Origin of the sequence: Xylanibacter brevis P6B11 (assembly GCF_000621825.1) — a bacterium.
GTDB lineage: Bacteria > Bacteroidota > Bacteroidia > Bacteroidales > Bacteroidaceae > Prevotella > Prevotella brevis.
Genome location: NZ_KK211353.1, coordinates 182,221 through 203,726 on the forward strand (window position 1 = coordinate 182,221; position 21,506 = coordinate 203,726).

Annotated in this window: 18 protein-coding genes and 1 pseudogene; 15 read left to right on the plus strand and 4 right to left on the minus strand. The window is 45.8% G+C overall.

What is annotated here, in order from left to right; genetic code table 11:
* Nucleotides 1-540 precede the first annotated feature (540 nt).
* Entirely contained in the window at nucleotides 541-1,116 is a 576-nt protein-coding gene (locus T496_RS0112355) for a hypothetical protein (protein ID WP_027451031.1), read from the minus strand.
* A gap of 537 nt (nucleotides 1,117-1,653) precedes the next feature.
* On the opposite strand from T496_RS0112355, the gene T496_RS14205 reads away from it, so the two are divergent.
* Genes T496_RS14205 through T496_RS0112385 form a run of 6 tightly spaced genes read left to right on the plus strand, consistent with a single transcriptional unit; the run spans nucleotide 1,654 to nucleotide 5,367 of the window.
* Nucleotides 1,654-2,049 (plus strand): hypothetical protein, encoded by a 396-nt coding sequence (locus T496_RS14205; protein ID WP_044111311.1) that lies wholly within the window; start codon nucleotides 1,654-1,656, stop codon nucleotides 2,047-2,049.
* Nucleotides 2,050-2,056: 7 nt separating this feature from the next.
* A complete protein-coding gene (locus tag T496_RS14570; protein ID WP_027451032.1) occupies nucleotides 2,057-3,349 on the plus strand; it encodes an SHOCT domain-containing protein in 1,293 nt (430 codons plus the stop codon).
* 19 nt (nucleotides 3,350-3,368) lie between these two features.
* The gene (locus T496_RS0112370) at nucleotides 3,369-3,626 is read left to right on the plus strand and encodes a hypothetical protein (RefSeq protein WP_027451033.1); all 258 of its coding nucleotides are present in this window, start codon (nucleotides 3,369-3,371) and stop codon (nucleotides 3,624-3,626) included.
* A 57-nt stretch (nucleotides 3,627-3,683) separates the two neighbouring features.
* Entirely contained in the window at nucleotides 3,684-4,145 is a 462-nt protein-coding gene (locus tag T496_RS0112375) for a hypothetical protein (protein ID WP_027451034.1), read from the plus strand.
* Nucleotides 4,146-4,171: 26 nt separating this feature from the next.
* The gene (locus tag T496_RS0112380) at nucleotides 4,172-4,567 is read left to right on the plus strand and encodes a hypothetical protein (protein ID WP_155808896.1); all 396 of its coding nucleotides are present in this window, start codon (nucleotides 4,172-4,174) and stop codon (nucleotides 4,565-4,567) included.
* Nucleotides 4,568-4,599: 32 nt separating this feature from the next.
* Complete coding sequence (locus T496_RS0112385; protein WP_027451036.1) at nucleotides 4,600-5,367, plus strand: hypothetical protein; 768 nt, start codon at nucleotides 4,600-4,602, stop codon at nucleotides 5,365-5,367.
* 11 nt (nucleotides 5,368-5,378) lie between these two features.
* Here T496_RS0112385 and T496_RS14575 read toward each other — a convergent pair whose 3' ends face one another.
* Both T496_RS14575 and T496_RS0112395 read right to left on the minus strand, forming a co-directional pair.
* Nucleotides 5,379-6,347 (minus strand): hypothetical protein, encoded by a 969-nt coding sequence (locus tag T496_RS14575; RefSeq protein ID WP_231478051.1) that lies wholly within the window; start codon nucleotides 6,345-6,347, stop codon nucleotides 5,379-5,381.
* Between the two features lie 14 nt (nucleotides 6,348-6,361).
* A complete protein-coding gene (locus T496_RS0112395; protein ID WP_027451038.1) occupies nucleotides 6,362-7,180 on the minus strand; it encodes a KilA-N domain-containing protein in 819 nt (272 codons plus the stop codon).
* A gap of 817 nt (nucleotides 7,181-7,997) precedes the next feature.
* On the opposite strand from T496_RS0112395, the pseudogene T496_RS15415 reads away from it, so the two are divergent.
* The 6 genes and pseudogenes from T496_RS15415 to T496_RS0112420 all read left to right on the plus strand — a co-directional run.
* Nucleotides 7,998-8,459 (plus strand): annotated as a pseudogene (locus T496_RS15415) (leucine-rich repeat domain-containing protein); the annotation flags it as partial.
* Nucleotides 8,460-8,540: 81 nt separating this feature from the next.
* Nucleotides 8,541-9,326 (plus strand): hypothetical protein, encoded by a 786-nt coding sequence (locus T496_RS15275; protein ID WP_231478052.1) that lies wholly within the window; start codon nucleotides 8,541-8,543, stop codon nucleotides 9,324-9,326.
* Nucleotides 9,327-9,375: 49 nt separating this feature from the next.
* On the plus strand, nucleotides 9,376-10,701 hold the full coding sequence (locus T496_RS0112405; protein ID WP_155808897.1) for an InlB B-repeat-containing protein: 1,326 nt from the start codon (nucleotides 9,376-9,378) through the stop codon (nucleotides 10,699-10,701).
* A 33-nt stretch (nucleotides 10,702-10,734) separates the two neighbouring features.
* The gene (locus tag T496_RS0112410; protein WP_027451041.1) at nucleotides 10,735-13,953 is read left to right on the plus strand and encodes a hypothetical protein; all 3,219 of its coding nucleotides are present in this window, start codon (nucleotides 10,735-10,737) and stop codon (nucleotides 13,951-13,953) included.
* 32 nt (nucleotides 13,954-13,985) lie between these two features.
* Nucleotides 13,986-15,128: an OmpA family protein gene (locus T496_RS14220; protein WP_081783662.1), complete on the plus strand. Its 1,143-nt coding sequence runs from the start codon at nucleotides 13,986-13,988 to the stop codon at nucleotides 15,126-15,128.
* Between the two features lie 48 nt (nucleotides 15,129-15,176).
* Nucleotides 15,177-15,962: an Ig-like domain-containing protein gene (locus tag T496_RS0112420; RefSeq protein WP_155808898.1), complete on the plus strand. Its 786-nt coding sequence runs from the start codon at nucleotides 15,177-15,179 to the stop codon at nucleotides 15,960-15,962.
* Nucleotides 15,963-16,188: 226 nt separating this feature from the next.
* Here the strand turns inward: T496_RS0112420 and T496_RS0112425 are convergent, their stop codons facing one another.
* Nucleotides 16,189-17,412, minus strand: coding sequence for a transposase (locus T496_RS0112425; RefSeq protein ID WP_155808899.1), 1,224 nt, complete (start codon nucleotides 17,410-17,412; stop codon nucleotides 16,189-16,191).
* Nucleotides 17,413-18,092: 680 nt separating this feature from the next.
* Between T496_RS0112425 and T496_RS0112430 the strand changes: the two genes are divergently transcribed.
* From T496_RS0112430 to aat, 3 genes are read left to right on the plus strand one after another with little or no spacing between them, the layout of a single operon-like run.
* Complete coding sequence (locus T496_RS0112430) at nucleotides 18,093-18,398, plus strand: ATP-dependent Clp protease adaptor ClpS (RefSeq protein ID WP_027451044.1); 306 nt, start codon at nucleotides 18,093-18,095, stop codon at nucleotides 18,396-18,398.
* Between the two features lie 6 nt (nucleotides 18,399-18,404).
* Complete coding sequence (gene clpA, locus T496_RS0112435; protein WP_081783664.1) at nucleotides 18,405-20,672, plus strand: ATP-dependent Clp protease ATP-binding subunit ClpA; 2,268 nt, start codon at nucleotides 18,405-18,407, stop codon at nucleotides 20,670-20,672.
* Nucleotides 20,650-21,297, plus strand: a complete 648-nt coding sequence (gene aat, locus T496_RS0112440; protein ID WP_027451046.1) for a leucyl/phenylalanyl-tRNA--protein transferase — start codon at nucleotides 20,650-20,652, stop codon at nucleotides 21,295-21,297. The genes clpA and aat overlap by 23 nt, the downstream gene beginning before the upstream one ends.
* The last annotated feature ends 209 nt before the right edge of the window (nucleotides 21,298-21,506 follow it).

A 21,506-nucleotide genomic window follows, 5' to 3' on the forward strand; every position in this document is an offset into this window, starting at 1 on the left:
AAAGGAAAACTCGTTTTTTCTTTTTATTTCCGAGACGAAGTAACTTCTCCAAAGGAAAAGTTACGAAAAGTCGAGCGCAGAACAAAATAAATCCATTTATTTTTTTATGCCGAGACGGAGTAATTTCGCAACTATTGTTGCAGAGTTACGAAAAAAGGTTGAATATATCAACGCTTTTCGGAATATTTACGCAGAAAGCGCGTAAATAAAAAGCAAGATGGGGAAATATGAGGATGTTCAGTTTTGGGCTGAATGCAATTTTGGGAGGAATGTCTATATACAAAAAATGTCCCGCTGGGTACGCTGTTCTTATGGGAAGCGGGCGGGATTTGTCGATGCAAAGATAGTGCATTTTCTTGAATCTACAAACAATTCTGAAGATTTTTTGTTGAAATACGAGTAAAAAGTATTTGAAATCGAGTTATCTAACTCTGACTGGTAATATAAAGGGTATCCCAATGTTCTATCCCCACGATTAAAACCTAAAGAAATCTCCCACGCTACAGTTGTGTAACGTGGGAATTTCCATTGCTCCGTATATTATCTTCTTTTTTCATTACCCATAGGGGTGTATATAATATGTGGACGCATCTCCCATTCTTTTCTTGCCCGTTCTCGCTCCAATTTCTTCTTTGCACGTTCTTTTTCTTTAGCCCTCTTCTCTGGTGAAAGATGCGAAAAGTCATATTTGCTGTATTTCTTCAATACGGAATTATAGTATCCTTGCTTTATCCTTCCGTCAGCAAAGGCTTTGCTCAGTATGCAGATGACGACAGAAGCCAGACATAAGCATTTTATTTCCTTCTTCTCACCTTGTTCAGTAAAGAACAAATAGCGTGCTTTGTTTGTAATAGCCTCAATAAAGAGATCGGAAGAAGAAAACACATAGACTTCCCCAAAAACAGGCCCCAAATCCTTATAGAATCTTCTCAAATTGACTCCACTCTGGTATAGCCCATTCAAAACTGCAATGCATGTTTTGATAGGAAGTTCGAGCCTCATAACTTTCTCGCACTTGCCATTATTATATACTTCTATGACAGATGCCTTACTCTTTTTAATTGCCGTGTCATATTTTCTCCAGATACGGTCATTTTCGTCCTTTACATATTTCATGTTTTATATTCAATTCTTATCTCGAAAGTTTATGAGAAGTCCATAAAAACAACTAATGCTATTGCACTTCCAAAAGCTAGTTTAGCATGACGTTCTTCTAAGCCCCTATATTCAACACTTATCCCGAGATGTCAGTCACCTGTCCTTTGACACATTCTAATAAAAAAAGGAAAAATCGACTTAATATCGAAATCTTTTTGTATTTTTGCAGGGCAATCCGTATGGAGAGCGAGACATATTGGTTAAGATTTAGCGTTCAGCTATCAATCTATGGTTTCGAGAATGTAGGAGTTTGAGAAACATGTCATAAGAGAGATAAAGTGAATGTTCACGCGATAGGCGTGGGCGTTACTTATCTATGATATGGGCATCTCCTACAGCCTTCGAACCAGATAAAGTAAGTTCACGCTTTTTCTGTATAACCAAGAACGGAGTAATAACGATAAAATAAGTGTGTGTCAAATTTAGATGGACTATATTCTTAATTTGAATAACTACTATAGGCAACACTCCATAAAGTATCGTGCCGCAAAAGTAATGCTATCACTTGTGATACTATTACTTGGGGGCTTAATCTATGTCATATTTAGGGGCAAGTCATTGCTGATGTTCGATTGGTTTAATACAATTGGGATTAGCAATGAGGTTGACGGGCTTAGAAGATTATTTCAAGGAGAAGGCATCTATGGATGGGTGAAATATAGTTTACCAGACGGGTTGTGGATTTTCTCGTATATGTTCATTGTTGACGCAATATGGGACAGAGAGAAAAATGTCGTATCAATGATATTTCTCTGGGGATTACCGATAGCGGCAGTACTCTCTGAGTGTTTACAACATTTCGGCTTGCTGCCAGGCGTGTTCGACTGGATGGATATGGCCAGTTATATGTTGGCAATTACTTTATTTCTGATTATTAAACTTTTAAAATGATAAGGCTATGAAATCTAAGATTATTCTGTCATCCTTAGTTTTGCTGTTTTTCTCATTATTAGCTGGTGGCTCTGTTGATAAAGACTTTTTCAGCTTCTTTCTTGTTTATATTATCGTGATTGCTCTTGTAGTCGCAATAATAGTTGGAATAATATCAACCGTTCACAGCAGGAATAAAAAGAAGAGACTCCAGATGATTGAAAAAGACGAGCAAGGCTCATCTGATTTCGACAGGAGCGTTTCGATTGGCGATGACAGGTGTAAGTTATACTTCGATAATGCCAAGAAAAGAGTAATGATTATGCAGGTAACAACGGAAGAAATTATAAAAAAATATGTTGATGATTTTGAGTTTCCTGGCAAAAACCTTGCACGCTATTATGATGGCTTTTACCTTGTTTATGAGCCTAACACTCGCAGATTGTTATCTGGCAATTATGTTACTTATTTTATTAATGAGATTGAAAACCTTCAGGGTGTTGATAAAAGCGGTCTGACTACAAAAGACCCAATAGCTCCCTCATTAAACCTTCTTAAAACTACTTATCATTCAACTATGACTGTTGATTCAAGGGATATTCACGTTTTAGCAGACGAGTATCATGGCCTGATGGCAGTGGTTGAAAAAGGGAAACTATATGCGTTCAACTATATTCATGTAGAAAAACTTCAAGAGAAAGTTGGTTTGAAATCAACTATATCAGTTAAGAATGCAGGCAACTATATGTTCGTTATGGATTCCTTTTTCAAGGTACTTGTCATAATCGGCAGGGACATGATGCACAAGACTCTTAACTATTCTGATATAATTGAAGTTTCTTATGTAGAGAATGGTGATCAATTGTTCACCAAATCGACAGGAAGGACTGTAGGTGGTGCCATCGTAGGTGGTGTTCTAATGGGGGGTGCAGGTGCTGTTGTCGGTGGCCTTTCTGGTAATACAAAGCAAAATAAAGTGGTGAATAATATGGATATAAAGATTTTACTTCGCAGTACCGAAGAGACCACCTGCATTCTTCACTTTATGGATTCTTCAAATCCCCTCAAAACAAAGGAAGCGAGTGATAAGACGCTATATGAAGAATTCCTGAAAAATGCTAATGAGGCAAAAGACCTCTTATCCGTAATTATTGATGACGCGAAGCAAGCATTACCTCCTGTTGCACATGTTCTGTCACAGCCTGTCACGACACAACCGTCAAGTGTAGCTGATGAGTTGGCGAAACTGGCCAAACTCAAGGCAGATGGAATCCTTACAGAAGAAGAATTCCTGGCTCAGAAAGCTAAATTGCTGGGATAAACATAAACAAGACATTAAAATGAATAAAAAAGAAATATTTGATTTTGTTTATAGATACAAGAAACTATTCTTCCCAGATTACACATTGGCAAAGTGTAAGAAAGAATATGGAAATGAAGAATTTTCAATCTATACTGAAGGTATAACTCCGTCCCTTAGTATTAGGTTCCCGTTTATGGGTGACCCTTGCTCTATGATTTTTTACACTTCGTTCTGCAACAAAGCCTATATAAACAAGCAAAAAGCAAAGGGGAAGATCCTCACACTCCAGAAATAGTTTATTATCTCATAATCTTTCAAAATTTACGACAACAACTTACAATATTTCGTTCCTATGCAGATTTTCGTATTATTCTTTTTATTCATCGTATTCCCCTTATGTGGCATTCAGGCGCTACAGAAGGGAGAAATCGGTATGGCTATCTTTTTCTTTATACCAATAACAATCCTCATATGCAGTCTTATTGTCAACTATTTCATTGTCATACCACACAAAAAACGTCAAGAAGCTGTGCGTAAGAAGTATAATATCCCAGAAATAGTAAGAGATGAGTATGGAGAAGTATGGGACAGGGAGTTTCAGAAAGTTATTAAAAATGCTATTGACACGACTACAGATCCGTCAAAGCTATCCGACCTGCAGAACTGCCAGAGGGTTGCCAATCAGATGATAAAAGACAGCAGTCGCTATACATTAGACCGTCCCTTTTACAAAATAAATAATGCTTTCCGTCTCACAGGTTGCCATTTCACAATCACAGATTCAGAAGGCAAAACAATTGCAAAAATCGTCTAACTTATTATTCACCATTTTTTAAAATTATGCCATCATTTTATATTCGAGGTCTTGCCCGATATTTTGCCGCCTCCTACATGGCAAGAAATTCAAAACCTTCTCCCACTCCAAAGATTGACGAGGTCGCTGAAGGTGTAAGTGCATGGAACAAAAATATGCGCTGGCTCATTCCATTTGTTCATGCCACTAGCTATCGTATTGTTATCGAGAATCCGAAATCACATGAAAAAATAGTCATTGACAAGGATACGAAAGATTTTCCACGTTTATCTTCTGCATGGTTAAAACGTTATGACAAGAATGAAATCTCTGAATGGATGGCTAGTGAAAAAGAAAAAGAGAATGTTCGTCGTAATGCAGAAGCTGAGGGGCGTAAACGTTTTGGAAATAGTTTTACCATTGATGAACAAGACAATCAATAGAAACAAACGTAGTAAGCCTTTTATTTTCCCCAATGACTAGAGACGATATAAAAAAGGAAAGGGAGTTTCAAAGCATTCTACCCATAATGAAGGAACTCGGCTATGATGAACAAGAGGCTAAGAATCTCATAACCGATTCTGAAAGTCCAGACTTTCTTTTCAAGTTTGGAGACAAAACAGTGGGTATAGAAGTAATAGAGTGTCATCCAGAAATATCAAGGGGGAAAGGTGCTAAGAACCCCTTGGCTGCAGAGACAATAACAAGGGAGATTTGTAAGTATATAGAAGAATCACAAGATGCCAAAGGCGAAGTAGTAAACTATAGAATTGGATTCAATTTCGCACTCTTATTTGATTTGCAGAAAAGTAATTTAAAGAGGCCAGAAAAAGAAAGTATTCAAAAAGAAGTCTACGCAGAGATGCAAAAGCGTATTGACAATGGCGATTATATCGATATTGGAGATGACACCCAGGAATTTCTCACAGAATGGGCCAAGCCTTATCATTATATAAGGGACATAGTAATTGACAAGCCACTGGAAAAGTCAATAGTAACATATTCCTATCCAGCAAGATGTGCCACTACAATAGAGCATGAATTTGTCCTGAAAGCAATAACAGAGAAAGAGGCAAAGATAACTTCCTATCAGAAAGAGAATCCTGGTATTAAGGACTTTTGGCTCTGCGTCAATATACCAATGGGAACTTATCGCACACTACATGGATTTGAAGAAATAACAATAGAGACGGTGTATGATAGAGTGTATCTAACAGATCATACATGTGTTCGTATAAAATGAATCCCAATTATTCAATCTGTTAACTGCGACTGATATTCAACTCTTTCAAATAACAATTCTCCCATTTCTGAATTTTTGAGATGTTCAATATTCTCCTTCCTTTTCATGTGTTCTAGCATCTTATCTATGGTCTTGTCAGACAATTTGCTGGCAGCCTCTCTATACAACTGTTCAGCATCATAACTACGTTTGAATATAAACCGTTTAATCTCACCATTTCCAATGTTGTACCGCTTAAAATCAATTGTTCCACCTTTTGGTTTCACATGTATTCCGAAGTTAAGTTCTGTGTCATTACGTTCAATCACAGCCCAAAAGAAAAAACGTGGAATTTTGCAAAAGAATGCATAATTATTTGGTGCACAATAGATTTCCGAATCAAAGTCCGTAAGTAGATAAGAGGTTACAGGATAAAAATCTGTTCTGTTGTTTTTATAATCTTCTATTGTGACATAGAAGTCCTTGTTAAATGAGAAATATGGCGAAAAGAATAATTCTGGTGTAATAGGCATCATATAGATTTGATTGAAATTAGGAGGTGTTACTCCATTCAGTAAATATTCTCGCCATTCCTCCAAAGCTAACATACACTGCTCTCTTAACTCAACTTTGATGTAATCCCTCAAAGTATAGAATCTGCGCCATAAAACAGATACGATAAAATAATATAGATTGTTATCATAGTTTGCTTTCGTTTTCAGTATTGTATTATTACAAAAGGGCATAAAGATATGCTCTGCAAACCACTTCTCACGCAATGAAAACATCTGTTCAGCACGATTGCCCAGCAAATAATCTTTTTCTCCATCTTGCATTACTTTCGTTGGCGCATTTACAGAACGGAATCTACTACCCCCCTTGTCTTTTAAGAAATCCCAAATAAACTTGGGATAGATATGTGATTTTTTTAATTCACACTCTTCATGGGTTAAAGCACAAATCATATACTCGCTATAAAAGAGGATTGGATTTGTTAACAAATAGGATGAGTTTATCACTTGAGAAGATTCCTACTGCTATTTCCTTCTAGCACTTGCATTTGTTGAATGGCAATCTGGTTGAGCTTTATTAGCCTCTCACCTTGTGATACTCCATCATTGATAAGCACAGCATTGATATTCTCCATATTCGACAGGCATATCAGTTCGTTGATGGTGGCATAGTCACGGATATTGCCTTTCAATTCGGGATTAGCCTCGCGCCATTGCTTGGCTGTCATACCAAACATCGCAACATTCAAGACATCGGCTTCCTCAGCATAGATGATGCTTGCCTGTGCAGGTGTCACCTCTTCTGGAATAAGGTGGCTCTTGATGGCATCGGTATGGATGCGGTAATTAATCTTCGACAATTCACGCTTGGCAGACCAGCCCAGTAGTTCTTGCTCTTTTGCCTTTAGCCGTTGGAACTCCATGACGAGGTAAAGACGGAACTCAACAGATATCCACGATGCAAACTCGAACGCAATATCTGTTTGGGCAAAGGTTCCACCATATCGTCCAGCTTGTGATATGATTCCAATAGCGTTCGTAGCTTCAATCCAGCGAGTAGGTGAAAGTGTGAAGGCATTCAAACCAGCCTCCTTTCTAAACCCCTCGAATTCGAGGGGGTTAAAACTGGGATTGTGAATGGTCTCCCAAATACCAAGGAACTCTATGGTATTACGGTTGCGCATCCAATTGGCTATTACGCCATTGGGGTCAACGACATTTTTCTGACGAGCTATGTCAGTAATGCAGATATAATCTATCCCGTCTTTAGTCATAGTCTTAATGGCTATGTCTTTAACGATTATCTCACTCTTCTTTGCCATAGATGGTCTCTACAATATTAAGTTCTGTGTGCAAAGGTAGTAAAATAATTCAAAACATAAGAATAATCTGCATATTATTTCAATAGAAGGACGTAGCCTAATACGCACTTTCCTGGCTGGTGCCACAAAAGATGCCACAATCAGTTCAAGAGCGTTGAGCAAGCTCTGATGAAAAAGATGTGAATAGATTTAGCTCGTTCGACAGAAATGATTACATTTGCTCCCGATGATGGGCCGTTAATTTGGCTGGTAGCTCAGCGTCATGGGTTCTTTGGCGCATTTCATAGCAGAATGCGGAATTGAGAACGGTTGCCAATTCGTAACCCTATTTTTTCTCAATCCCCCAGACTGCCTTTATCTAAAGTAAAGTTGAGAATTCTTACAAAGTTAAGAAAAGTCGAGCGCAGAACAAAATAAATCCATTTATTTTTTTATGCCGAGACGTAGTAACTTCGCGACTTTTGTCGCAAAGTTACGAAAAAACGAGAGAAGAACAAAAAGAAAATAGATATAATTTTATCGCTTCATAATGGCATCCACTAATAGCATACTTTTGTCTATTATGCCAACTGCCGTGGTTTTTGGCGTGTATATATACATAAGGTTTATGATAAAGGCAACTAAATGATTGGAAATTTAACCAAGAAGTTACTTACCAAACATATTAAGTGAAAAATCCAACAGAAATGTTTCGATTCTTATGTGTACTTTTGCACCCAAAAATGTGACGTTTAGAACATTAAGGTGAAAAGAACACTAAATTAGGATGCCAAAACTATTTTTTTTAATCATGATACAAAAACGATTTAAATTATTGATGGCCGTACTTGCGATAGCATTTGCGGCCACAGGGTCCGTAAAGGCTGAATCATGGACCAGTAGAGACTGTACCGTTACACTTAGTAATGATACTCTGTATATCAGTGGAGACGGTCGAACGAAAAATTACGAACGTATACCCTCAATACCCTGGTATGACGTTAGAAGTTCTATCAAGCATGCCGTCATTGGGAAGGGGGTAACGAAAATAAATAATTGCTTCTACGACTGTGATCAACTGGAAACTGTTGATTTTGAAAAAGGATCTAAATTGAAATTCATCGAGAATGATGCTTTTGCGGATTGTACAGCTCTGACTACAATCACTTTGCCTGACAGTGTTGAGAGTATTGAAAATTGGGCCTTCGGTGGTTGTTCAAGTCTGGTATCAATAACAATACCTGCCAGTATAAAGTTGATAAAAAGTTATACATTTACGGGATGTACTAATCTCGCTGATATATTTTGCTATGGTGACCCAGAGAAATTAAGTTGGGAAAATACAGATGCTTTCATGCCTGATCGTGGCACCAAGGTTCATGTGCTAAGTGAAGATCTAAGTAAGTATCAGGAAAAGTTCTATGATATTATTAAGGTTACTTTTGTGGGCGACTTGGATGATAATACTACTAAGTACACCCTTATTAATATTCCTGAGGGCTGGACATTGACTGCCAACGGACGTTCTGTGACCGTAACCAACGGTGAGGCAGAAATCCCTGAAGGCGCAAACGTAAAGCTGACGCCCGCCACTGCTATAATAAATAAGGTGAAGAGCGTAACACTGGAAGACTTCATGCCGCAAATAACTGCTCCCACATTGCGAACTGATCTGGTCTATAATGGTCAAACACAGGCGTTGATTACCGCTGGTGAAGTAGATCACGGAACCATGCTCTATTCTACAAATGGTACAACCTGGAGCAACAAAGTGCCTACAGCTACCAATGCTGGTGATTATAACATCTACTATAAAGTAGTGCCCGAAGGTCATTACCTTGGCGTAGAACCTACATTGATAGGTCAAGCCTCTATCGCTAAAGCTAAAGGCTGGATAACTCTCAGTCCTTCTTATACTACGGGATGGGATACATGGAGCTCTAAATATCAGACAATTACGATCACCCATCACCCTGGTGGTACAGTGACGTGCCGACCGGTTACAGCTGATATGATGTCTGCTAGTATCTTTAATGCTACTTCTACTTCTTGTTCTGCTACCATTACAAAAGCTTCTGGTCTTCCAGGCAACTATGGAGTGTATTTTACAAGTGCTGCAACACAGAACTATACAGCGGCACAGGCAGTTTTTTTATGCCAACCATAACTTTCCTGTGCGAATAGTATAATATATATACATTATAATTTTCAAGAAAATGAGATACATTTTAAAATATACAATGCTGCTGATGCTGCTGTTTGTCAGCACGACGGCTATTTCTGCAACTCCCGACTCTGAGGAGCCCGATCCCACCATCCCCGTAAAGCAGGCTGACGGCTCTTGGACTTTCAAAATGCCCAGCGCTAAGCGTTTGCTGGCTGTGGAGTACTATCCTTCTGTACTAACCATCGCTACGAACAATAGCGAGTGGGGACAGGTGAAACTGGTAAACGGTGCAGAGTCAAATGACCCTGTGAACAATGCTAACGTGACCAATAATGGCGACGGCACCTATACCGTGGCTACAGGTACAGAGGTCTATGTAAAAGCTGTTGCCAGTAAGGGCTATTACATCAAGAACTGGAGCAACGAGGCTAATATTACCAATAACCTTGAAACTATCCAGACCATCACCGTTAATGATGATATGACCATCACGGCCGACTTCGCCGCCTATCCAATACTGACAATTGCCAGCAACGATGAGATGATGGGTACTGTTGCTATCAATGGTAAAAAACTGCCTGCCGGTGTCACCCTGATAGGCACAGGAACCTACAGCGTACGTCCTGGCACCGAACTGACAGTTAGCGCCAGTGCCACTCAGGATAATCATTTCGTGAACTGGACCAATGCGAATAGTGAGGCCTACACTACTGGCATCGTCACCCCAGAAGGAAATTTCCCCGCTACCAGTCAGATAACTTTCACGCTGAATGATGAGATGACGGTTCAGGCCAACTTCGATGCTAACGGTATCTTCGTAGAGGTGCCTGCTGGCGAGTTTGTTTCTTATTATGGTAGCAGAGCCTTGATTCTCAATGAAGAAGAGACAGACGCGAAGGTGTATACCGTGAGCAGCGTGACCGACAGTGAGGTTGTGCTGAGTGAGATTGATGGTGTGATTCCCGCCCAGACGCCTATGCTTGTCTATAATGGCGGAAGCGCTAAGAAGGATGTCCTGCTGAACTACTCGCAGTTGACGGGCTCATCAGTCCTGACAGCACCTGAGTTCAAGGGTACGCTCGTAGCCAAGAGCATGCCTGCCAGCTCAGCTGTTGATTACTATGTCCTGAACGGCACGGCCTTCGTCTATGTGAAGAATGCAGGTACGATAGCTGCCAACAAGTGCTGGCTGGAGGTCGTTGAGGATGTCCCCCTGAATTCCCGACAGATAGTGCTCGAAGGTGAAGCTACGGGAGTAAAACTCGTATCACCCCTCTCAAAAGGTGAGAATGCTTTCTACGATCTGAATGGTCGAAAGGTCAGCAAGCCTACCAAGGGTGTCTATATCCAAAACGGCAAGAAAGTTGTGAAGTAAAAGAAAAAACGGACATTAAAGTAAGAATAGAATATGAGAAAGAAGATATTTTCACTGTTTCTGCTGCTGATGGTTGCTGTCACAATGAGTGCAGGCGATTACAAACTGGAAGCAGGAACATCGGAACACGGCACTTTGACATTCAAGGTGAATGGTAACGTGGTGACCACAGCCAATGAGGGCGATATGGTAACCCTGACGATTACTCCCGATGAGGGTTGGGCCGTGGGTATGCTCAAAGGAGAATGGTCGATGGCTTGGGAAGGCGCAAAGGCTCCCCGTCGTGCTCAGAACCTTGACCTGCTGAAGGATTTTGAGTTGACACCCGTGAAGAACGAAGAGAACACCTATACCTTCACCATGAAGCGTGCCAATGCAGAGGTTTCAGCTAACTACCGTAAGTTGCTGACAAATACGGATATCACCATCAACAGTATCAGTGCCGTAACCTATAACGGTCTGGCTCAGACACCTGCCGTCACCGTAAAAGACGGTTCTACCATCCTTACCAAGGATGTTGACTACAGCGTGAACTATACTGATAACTTGAATGCTGGACAGGCTACTGTTACTTTTGTTGGTAAGGGTGACTATGCCGGACAGGTAGAAAAGAACTTCACCATTAATAAGGCTGACATAACACCAACAGCACCTACTGCAAAGAAACTAACCTATGACGGCACCGCACAGACGCTGATAAACGCAGGTGCTGCCGAAGGTGGCGAGATACAATACTCACTGGACGGACAGACCTATGCTCCTGCTCTGCCCAAGGGTACTAACGCAGGTTCATATACCGTATTCTATAAGGTGGTGGCTGATGCCAACCACAATAACGCAGATGCCAAGTTCATCAATGTGCCTATCTACAAGGCTGCATTGACTACCGTGCTGCTCAGCGAGTCGAACCTGGTGTACAACAAACTGGAGCAATCGCCTGTCATCAGCGGCGTGAAGGCTGGTACGCTTGAAGTCTCTACTGCCGACTATACCTTAAGTGGCTCTGCTACTAACGTGGGTACTTACACCATCACTGCTACGGCTAAGGATAAAGCCCAGAACTTCACAGGTCAGACTACGGCACAGTACAGTATCGTGGCTGCTGATGCTAACCTCTTTGCACTGACTCTTGGAAACAGCTCTTTCGTTTACAATGGTGAGGAGAAGAAGCCCACCGTTATAGTTAAGGACGGTGATGCCGTTTTGGTAGAAGGAAAGGACTACACGCTGGCTTATACCAATAATGTGAATGTAGGCACTGCTACTGTTACGGCTACTGGTAAGGGAAACTATAGCGGTACGAAGACTGCCCAGTTTACGATTACTAAGGCTGATATCATCCTGACTGCTCCTACTGCCAACACAGAACTCATATATACTACTCAGCCTCAGGCGCTGATTGCTGTCGGAAATGCACAGGGCGGCGAGATGCAGTACTCGCTGGACGGTACGAGCTGGAACACGAACATTCCAACGGGTACCGATGCCAAGGAATACACCGTCTATTACAGAGTGGAGGCAGACGCAAACCACAATGATGTGGCTGCCCAGAGTTTCAAGGTGACCATCGAACAGGCCAAACTGACTGCTGCTACACTGACAGAGACCACTTTCATCTATAACCAGAAGGAGCAGACCGCTCTGGTTGCCATCATAAGCGCCGGTGCTATCACCGTACCTTCTGAGGGCTATGAGATTGCGGACAACAAGGCAACGAACGTGGGCAACTACACTGCTACCATCACTGGTAAGGGCAACTACAAGGGTAGCGTGACTGCTAATTTCAGCATCGTGGCTGCCAACGCCAACCTGTTCAACCTGACGCTGGGTACTGCCGAGTACATCTATGACGGTACAGAGAAGACGCCTACCGTTACCGTGAAAGATGGTGATGCCGTTCTGGTGGAAGGAACGGACTATACGCTGGCTTACACCGCCAACGTGAACGCTGGCACAGCTACTGTGACCGCAACAGGTATCGGTAACTACAGTGGCACGAAGACGGCTACCTTTACCATCAAGCCCGCCACGCTGACAAGTGTAACACTGAGCCAAACGGAGTTCCAGTACAACCTGTTTGAGCCGGTAGAACAGAACGTCGGCATCGCTGAGGTGAAGGCTGGCAATCTCGTGGTTCCTGCAAACCAGTATGAAGTGGAGGGTAACACCCAAACAGAACCAGGAACTTATACAGTGACTGTAACGGGAAAGACTAATTTTATAGGTGAAGTAAAGGCTGAATTCACTATCACAGAACAGATTGTTGCAGGTAATGCCGAGGAGACCGAGACTGGTGATGAGGTTGAGGATGTGATGATGACTGTGAGCGTGGTGGATCGTGAGAATCAGACGCTGAGCATCGACAAAATTACTGAGCCTACTACTGTTTGTGATGAAAAGATTAGCGTAGTGATTCCTTCCAAGATTGATGGTTGGGCTGTGGTAAGTATCAATGATGATGCTATGAGTGGTATGGATAACGTGACGGATATCTATATGCCAGAAACGGAGAAGCCTATCTTTATCAGTGGTAAGGCAGTACCTGCAACAGCTACTATCCACACACCGCTGGCATTACTCGATGACTACGCCCTGATGGCGTCACTGAAAGAGAATTACGAGGCAGCTAAGGTGGTGACCACTGTGACACCCGCCAATAAGTTCTGGACTTTGGGTATAGGCTGTGACGTCGTAGTACCTGATGGCATTGATGTCTATGCCGTGAAGGTGAAGAACTCTGCCGAGGTAGCTACTGAGATAGTACCCGACGAACTGCTGATGATTGGTTCTGAGCGTGTTATTAAAGCCAATAATGGTGTGTTGCTGTTGGGCGAAGCCGGCAAGACCTATAACCTGGTGGCTTACAGTGGACGACTTGCCAGCGGCATGCCTGTAGCATCTTCTGACAATAAGGACTACGGACGCAGCAACTGTCTGGAGCCCGTGGTAGAGAAGAAGCACTACGAGAGCGGTCATTACTTCGTGCTGCAGAACAATGAGTTCCACAGCATCCTCGTCGAGGGTGACGAGGTGAAGGTGCCCGCCGGCAAGGCCGTGCTGCACTTAGACAACGAACAGGCTGGCGCCAATGCCCGTGTGCTGACAATCAGTGGTGACGTGACAGGAGTTAATGGAGTTAAAGGAGTTATGGAAGTTAAAGACGATAGCTTCTTCGACCTGCAGGGCCGTCGCGTTCTCAACGCTCAGAAGGGACTCTACATCCAGAACGGACGTAAAGTCGTGGTAAAGTGAGAGTGAGTTAGAAACATAAAACGATATATATTATGAGAAAGAAAATATTTGCACTGCTCGCACTGTTCTGCATGACGCAGACAGGCGTGCAGGCACAGACTCGGGACTCGGTGGCCTTTGCGCCTCACTGGTTCGTCCAGCCCCAGGTGGGCGTGGGCTACCACGTGGGCGAGGCCAAGTTCTCGAAGCTGCTGTCGCCTGCTGCCCAGCTGAGCGTGGGACGTCAGTTCTCGCCTGTGTTCGGTCTGCGCCTCGGCGCATCGGGCTGGCAGGCTCGCAACTGGCAGACGCACCCCGTGGCAGAGTATAAATGGAACTACGTGCAGGCTAACCTCGACGCCACCGTGTCGCTGACCAACCTGATCTGGGGCTGGGATGCTTACCGTAAGTGGAACGTCTATGGACTGGCTGGCGTAAGCTTGAACATCGCTTTCAAAAACGATGATGCCAACTGCCTGGCTGCACAAAACAAGAGTGCGGGCATACCTGCACTGAAGAACGGCGGCTTCGAGAAGCTGTGGGACGGCACGAAGCTGTTCCCTGCCGGTCGTCTGGGTGCAGGCATCGAGTACGCCCTCTCTGAGCGCGTGGCTCTCGGCTTGGAGTACAACGCCAACGTGCTGCCCGACAAGTGGAACTCGAAGAAGGGCAAGGGCGACAACTTGGACTGGCAGCAGAACCTGCTGGTGGGCGTGAAGATCGCGCTCGGCAATACCCGTAGACACATTCTGATTGAGGAACCTCTGCCCATAGTAGAGCCCAAACCGGAGCCAGTAGTTGAGGAACCTGCTCCTGTTGTCGTGGAGCCCGAACCTGAACTTCAGGTGGTGGAAGTGCCTGTGGTTGAGAAAGAGCCAGAATTCAAGGAGGTGAAAATATACTTCGGCTTCAGTTCTTCGCGTATCCAGTCTTCTGAGAGGTCTAAGATTGATGAGATCATGGAATACTTGAAATCTCACGACGATAAGAAACTGACGCTCACGGGCTATGCAAGTCGCGACGGTAAGTGGAAGTACAACCTGAAACTTTCTCGTTGGCGTGCCAATGCGGTGAAGAAAGCGCTTGTTGCCAAAGGCATCAGTGCAGCCCGCATCAAGATTGTTGCCAAGGGTGAGGCTAACCTGGGAAGTCGTAAGGAGAGTCGTGCTGCTGTAGCAGTCACCATTGAAAAATAATTCGTGGTTGAAAAAAAAAAAACAAAAACAAATAAAGTAAAAAACGATATGAAAAAGAATATATTTTATGCATTGATGATGCCCGCACTGTTGCTGGGCGCAGTGTCCTGCACAGACTATCAGGACGACATCGACAAGCTGGGTGCCGAGAACGATGCCCTGCGTAGTTACAACAACCAGACCATCTCGCAGTTGAACTCCGTGGTGTTCCAGACCGAGGCTGGCGTGGTGAACATTACCGTGGACCAGCCCACCGCTACCACCATCGTCTATGAGGTGGAGCCAAAGGCACTGGCTGTCGTGCTGGCTGCTGACATCACCCGTCTGAGCTTCCTGTCACAGCACGATGCTGCGATGGCTGTCACAAATGCTGTGGCTGATGCCTCCAAGGGCACACTGACCATCACCGCTACACCCAGCGGCTTTGATGGCAGTAAAACCTACAGTCTGTCACTACTCTACAGCGAGGACGGTCGTTCCTACCAGACGGCATATACGCCCGTAAAGGTGATCACGCATCCTACAGCCGGCAGCATGGCTATCAATATCCCTGCCACCTCCGGCGGTAAGTATGCTGTAGGTGCCAGCTATCAGCTGAGCGCTGTGTTCACTCCCGCCTACATCACCGAGACTGATGTGACTTGGAGCGTGGACGATCCTACACTCGCCACCATTGATGCTAACGGTGTGCTCACTCCGCTGAAGAACGGCACGGTGACTATCACCTGCACATCGAAGGATGATCCCTCTGTGACAGCTTCTGTCACCATCGAGATCACCGGCGGCAACATCCCCTTGGACGAGGGCGGTGTCAGTCAGGTAGATGCTGAATAAGAAAAATCCTGGTGCACAAAAATCCGCTGAAAGCATTATAAAGCTCTCAGCGGATTTCTTTGATTGAGATATATCCTATAAATATATCTTCCATACTTAACAGTGGCCTTTACATAACTCTTTCCTGCCTTATAGAGAAGTCAGTAGGTCTGCTAGCTAGTCACTTTATTTATAGTGATCAGTTTTAGTGGATTCAAAAGATTATTTCCCTAAATAGCGATATGCCTCAGCGGCCAACAAGCAGCTGTCCTATCGCATTCAGGGCTACGAAATGGTAGCGCTTAGAATCGTGGGGCAATGAAGTATAGGCGTAATGCTTAGCCTCTGCTTTTCTGCGGAGAGTCTCCTCTACTATATTAATAATGGTGGGATGCTCGTAGGCACGCTCTCTAGGTTCCAACAACAGCAGGCTGCCTTTGGAACAGGCTTCGAAATAGACGCCTCCAGGTTTGTAGTAACGCTCGTGGGGAGAACCCTCGGCAGGGAAGCCGTCGGCCAGCAGCACCACCAAGGGGAAGCCCTGCTCACGAACCGTTCTAGCTATGAGCTTCTCACCACTGCTGATAGCTGCCGTATAGGTCACCGCACCATTTTGGGCAGCGGTCAGCACCTCTTGCAGTCGCCTATCGATTGTTGCGCCGTCGGCACTCCGCGACATCTCCACCAGCTGACGGTCGGGCCAATCCAGAAGGAAATGATTGCCTAATGAGGTAAATGGCAATCCACAAAGCATCGTGTCTCTATGCATCCGAAAGTAGTCGGGGTTGCGGCTCTTGAGCCAAAGGCGGCGCGGATTATCTTTCACATAGTCAATCATCCTGCGCAACTGCCCTGGTGCATGGAGGATGCGCTCGTGATAATAGGCGGCGTCTGCCTGCCAGATGCTGCCTCTGCCCGCAAAAATGCGGGCAAACTGCACGGGGGCGCTGTGCTTTCCTTCAGCGGGGGCGGCAGGCACGGAGGAGGCAGGAGCAGGGGCGGCAGGCACGGAGGCAGCTGGTGCCGCGCTGCGTGCTTCCCTGTGCACTTCAGCGGCGTTCTCGCCGCTGCAATAGAATTCCTCCCTATAGACCTTGGTGCACCCGCTCTTGAAGCCGCGCACCACCGCCCCGATACTATGCGGAAGCGGCTCCAGCACCTGAATCACCAGATGCACATGGTCGGGCATCACCATCTGTGCCAGGACTTTCAGGGCGTAGCCCTTGTCTTTATAGAACTGCGCAAGCCCTCCGAGCATTTGGCATACCCGCTGCCCGAAAGGATTTAGCCTGACAAAAGCCGTTTCTGCACTTTCGCCACTAAGCGCCCCAAACAATGGGTAGCGCCCCTCTACAGGCAGTGTAAAGTGATAGATGGCACGCCCTCGGTAGTCCCATTTCTTCTCCCGATGGTGCCGTGTGGGATCTACCGGTCTCCAGTTTCTCTTCTCTTCATCTATCGTCTGTGCCATTTCTTTGGTATCATTTTAATATCAATTACACCGAGCTTATAACATATTTCACAAAGGTACAAATAATATTTAGAATAGCACTTCCCCAACAGAAAAAAAGTATGTTAGTTTGTTCTTTCAGTCGCTTCGCATTCTTGCCTTGCAAGCGTCACCCTTCGGGATGCCGAGCGGGTGAAAGCGGCATAGCCGAGCGATTATGTCTTTACTCCCGTTATTATGTCTTCCTGCCACTGTTGCCAAGCAATTCGGGCGGTATTATGGAGGAAGACGAAGACTTTGGAGATGCTATTCTTTAGGTATTGTTTCTGCTCCAGGGGCTAGAAATGAACATTCCAGCGGCTAGATGGGGGGCATCTAGGGGCTAGATGAAGCGGATCCAGGGGCTGGACGGAAGGATTCTAGCCCCTAGAACCGACCCAAAAGTGGCACTATTGCATGTTAATAGTGGCACTATTGCATATCAATAGCGCCACTATTGGGCATCGAAAGCGATGCTATGGCTGTATTACTATAATTTATTGAATTGTTCTTCTTTTTCTCTTAAAAATAACTTTTTTTTCAGCAACATTGATACAGAAAACACTAAGGCTACAGGGGCTCGGAATTAAGAAGAAAAACATGTTTTCCCTTTGTATTTCTCTCGACTTTCAGTAACTTTGCACCCAATAAGTTATCAAACAATGGCAAAAGAACAAACTTCAGTCAGAGAAAGACAAAACATCGACCTGCGCGAACCGCGGCGCTTCAAGGTGTTGATATACAACGATGACTTCACACCCATGGACTTCGTGGTGAGGATACTCGTAGAGATTTTTTTCAAAAGCGACACCGAAGCCGAGACGCTAATGCTGCAAGTGCATCACTCCGACAAAGCGGTGGTAGGCATCTACAGCTATGACGTGGCCCTCTCAAAGGTGCGCAAGGCAACCAACATTTCACGAGAGGCGGGCCATCCGCTACGCCTGTCGGTTGAACCAGAACAGTAAACAATTATGGCAGAGATAAAACGAACCAAAAGGGCTAGTCGCGTGATGGAAGAAGCCGTGGCTTGCTGCCAGGCATTGAGACACGAGTTTGTAATGCCCGAGCATCTACTGCTGACACTCACCAACGACTTCGAGTTCTATCAGACACTACATATTTTCTACCATCCGGAACAACTGAGAAAGAGTGTCAGAGAGAAACTGCTAGAGTTGGAGATCGTGCCCACCGACCGCGACTACGCACCGGATATATCGGAACAGCTGACACAGGTCATCAACATGGCATGGCAGCAGGTAAAGGCCAGCAGCGCCGAAGAGGTTGACGTGCCCCACATGGTGGACGCCCTGTTGCAGTTGGAAGAGTCGTGGGCCGCCTATATACTGAAAAGTGCGCTCGGCAATAAGGTGAGCAACTTCATGAGTCGGCTGATAGACAGTTATGAGATGGAGGATTTCCTAAGCGACTCGTACGAGGAAGACAACGAGGAAGACGACCTGTTTGGCGACTACGACAAGAAGCACGAGGTGGCCTGGCGCCAACTGGTGACCTGCATGAACGAGCTGTACGAGAAACACAACCCACTGATAGGACGCGAAGCAGAGCTGGCTCGCACCATCCAGGTGCTGTGCCGACGCGACAAGAACAACCCGCTGCACGTGGGCGAACCGGGTGTCGGAAAGACGGCACTGGTGTGGGGACTGGCACGCATGATTGCTGAAGGCCGTGTGCCTGAACGCCTGAAGGACGCACGTATCTACCAGTTGGACATCGGCACGCTGCTGGCAGGCACCCAGTATCGCGGCGACTTTGAGAACCGCATCAAGATGATCATGGACGGCATCGAAGCCGAAAGCGAGGCTAACATCGTGTATATCGACGAGATACACACACTGGTGGGAGCCGGTGCCACGGGCGAAGGGGCCATGGATGCCTCTAACATGCTGAAGCCCTATCTCGAGGCGGGCAGCATCCGCTTCATCGGCAGCACCACCTACGAGGAGTACAACAGCCACTTCTCGCGCTCGAAAGGACTGGTACGTCGTTTTCAACAGATTGACATCCCCGAGCCCTCGACCGAAGAGACCAAGCATATCCTGCGACAGTTGCAACAAGGCTACGAGGCGTTCCACCACGTAAAGTACGACAGCGATGCCATCGACTTTGCGGTGGATGCCAGCGCAAAATACGTGAACGACCGCTTTCTGCCCGACAAGGCCATCGACCTGATAGACGAGGCGGGAGCTGCCTACGAGAGTAAACAGGCTGAAGAGAACAATGAGAATGCCGAGACGGCAACGGTGACCAAGGCCGACATTGCCGAGGTGCTGGCAAAGACCTGCAAGGTGGATGCCCTGGCAGTCAACGCAACCGACGAGCATCAGCAGCTGGAGCAGATGGCACCACAGATGCTGGCAAAGATTTACGGACAGGACGAAGCAATCCGACAGGTGGTGGAAGCCGTGCAGATGTCGCACGCCGGACTGCTGGACGACAACAAGCCCATGGCGTCGCTGCTGTTTGTGGGACCCACCGGCGTGGGAAAGACGGAAGTGGCTCGCGTATTGGCCAAGGTGTTGGGCATCGAACTGATACGCTTCGACATGAGTGAATATACCGAGAAGCACACGGTGGCCAAACTGATTGGCTCGCCAGCAGGCTACGTGGGCTATGAGGATGGTGGTCTGCTGACCGATGCCATCCGCAAGACGCCCAACTGCGTATTGCTGCTCGACGAGATAGAGAAGGCGCATCAGGACATCTATAACATCTTATTGCAGGTGATGGACTATGCACGCCTGACCGACAACAAAGGGCGCAAGGCCGACTTCCGCAACGTGATTCTAATCATGACGTCGAACGCCGGCGCACAATATGCGGCCCAGGCGTCCATCGGTTTCACAGGTGGTGCCTCGCGCGGCGAGGCGATGCTGCGACAGGTCAAGAAGACCTTCAAGCCTGAGTTCATCAACCGCCTGTCGGGCACCGTGGTGTTCAACGACATGGACGAGAAGATGGCACGCCTCATCCTCAACAAGAAGCTCGACGAACTGCGCGAGAAGCTCAGTCAGAAGCACGTCACGATGACGCTCAGCGACGAAGCCTTCGACCTGCTGCTGAAGGAAGGATACACCAAAGACTATGGTGCACGCGAGATGGATCGCGTCATCGCCCGTCGTCTGAAACCCCTGCTGACGCACGAGATTCTGTTTGGCAGCATGAAACAGGGCGGCAACATCAATATAACAACAGACCATGGCCATCTTTCAATTAGATAAACGATTGTGGTTTCCACATCCGAGTCTGGCAGAAGACGACGGGCTGATAGCCGTGGGTGGCGACCTCAGCATCGACCGTCTGCTGCTGGCCTACTCCAACGGGTTCTTCCCCTGGTTCTCGTATCGCGACAGCCCGGAGCCGATGTGGTACTGTCCGCAGCAGCGCTTCGTCATCTTCCCCGACGAGATACACATCAGCCACTCCATGCGCCAGCTCATACGCAGTCAGCGCTATCAGGTGACCATCAACAAGGACTTCGACGGCGTGATTCATGGTTGTGCCATGGCACAAGACCGCGACACCACCGAGGGAGCATGGCTGGGACCCGATATGATTCGTGCTTACACCGAGATGCACCACCAGGGCTTTGCAGCCAGCGTCGAGGTGTGGGACAATGGTCAGCTGGTGGGTGGACTGTATGGCATCACCATCGGTGCGGCCTTCTTTGGCGAGAGCATGTTCTCGTTGGTGCCGAGTGCCTCGAAACTGGCACTGATCCACCTGGCTCAGGTGTTGCGAGAAAACGGCGGGAGCCTCATCGACTGTCAGTTTGAAACGACTCATCTCCGTTCCATGGGCGGACGGCACATCTCCTACGAAGAATACATGAAACTTATCGGATAGTTTAAGTAAAGGCGATGGAGGTCACGTTATTTGTTACAATTATTTTCTGAGATTAAAAACGAAGTGACACAAAAAACACATTTTTTAATGATTGTGCTGCATTGGAACACTCTTGTTATTTATCTCAAGAAATGACTTAACTGACCAGTTTAAAACAGGACAAATGTTAAAATGACATAGAAAAGCGTAGAAAAATTCCCATTATTGGG

Excerpts from the sequence above, each read along its gene's own strand:
- T496_RS0112410 (WP_027451041.1), top strand. The coding sequence starts at position 10,735 with ATGAGAAAGAAGATATTTTCACTGTTTCTGCTGCTGATGGTTGCTGTC.
- aat (WP_027451046.1), top strand. The coding sequence starts at position 20,650 with ATGGCCATCTTTCAATTAGATAAACGATTGTGGTTTCCACATCCGAGT.
- T496_RS14205 (WP_044111311.1), top strand. The coding sequence starts at position 1,654 with ATGCTATCACTTGTGATACTATTACTTGGGGGCTTAATCTATGTCATA.
- T496_RS0112370 (WP_027451033.1), top strand. The coding sequence starts at position 3,369 with ATGAATAAAAAAGAAATATTTGATTTTGTTTATAGATACAAGAAACTA.
- T496_RS0112380 (WP_155808896.1), top strand. The coding sequence starts at position 4,172 with ATGCCATCATTTTATATTCGAGGTCTTGCCCGATATTTTGCCGCCTCC.
- T496_RS0112385 (WP_027451036.1), top strand. The coding sequence starts at position 4,600 with ATGACTAGAGACGATATAAAAAAGGAAAGGGAGTTTCAAAGCATTCTA.
- T496_RS0112425 (WP_155808899.1), bottom strand. The coding sequence starts at position 17,412 with ATGGCACAGACGATAGATGAAGAGAAGAGAAACTGGAGACCGGTAGAT.
- T496_RS0112405 (WP_155808897.1), top strand. The coding sequence starts at position 9,376 with ATGAGATACATTTTAAAATATACAATGCTGCTGATGCTGCTGTTTGTC.
- clpA (WP_081783664.1), top strand. The coding sequence starts at position 18,405 with ATGGCAGAGATAAAACGAACCAAAAGGGCTAGTCGCGTGATGGAAGAA.
- T496_RS0112375 (WP_027451034.1), top strand. The coding sequence starts at position 3,684 with ATGCAGATTTTCGTATTATTCTTTTTATTCATCGTATTCCCCTTATGT.
- T496_RS0112420 (WP_155808898.1), top strand. The coding sequence starts at position 15,177 with ATGAAAAAGAATATATTTTATGCATTGATGATGCCCGCACTGTTGCTG.
- T496_RS14570 (WP_027451032.1), top strand. The coding sequence starts at position 2,057 with ATGAAATCTAAGATTATTCTGTCATCCTTAGTTTTGCTGTTTTTCTCA.
- T496_RS0112395 (WP_027451038.1), bottom strand. The coding sequence starts at position 7,180 with ATGGCAAAGAAGAGTGAGATAATCGTTAAAGACATAGCCATTAAGACT.
- T496_RS0112355 (WP_027451031.1), bottom strand. The coding sequence starts at position 1,116 with ATGAAATATGTAAAGGACGAAAATGACCGTATCTGGAGAAAATATGAC.
- T496_RS0112430 (WP_027451044.1), top strand. The coding sequence starts at position 18,093 with ATGGCAAAAGAACAAACTTCAGTCAGAGAAAGACAAAACATCGACCTG.
- T496_RS14220 (WP_081783662.1), top strand. The coding sequence starts at position 13,986 with ATGAGAAAGAAAATATTTGCACTGCTCGCACTGTTCTGCATGACGCAG.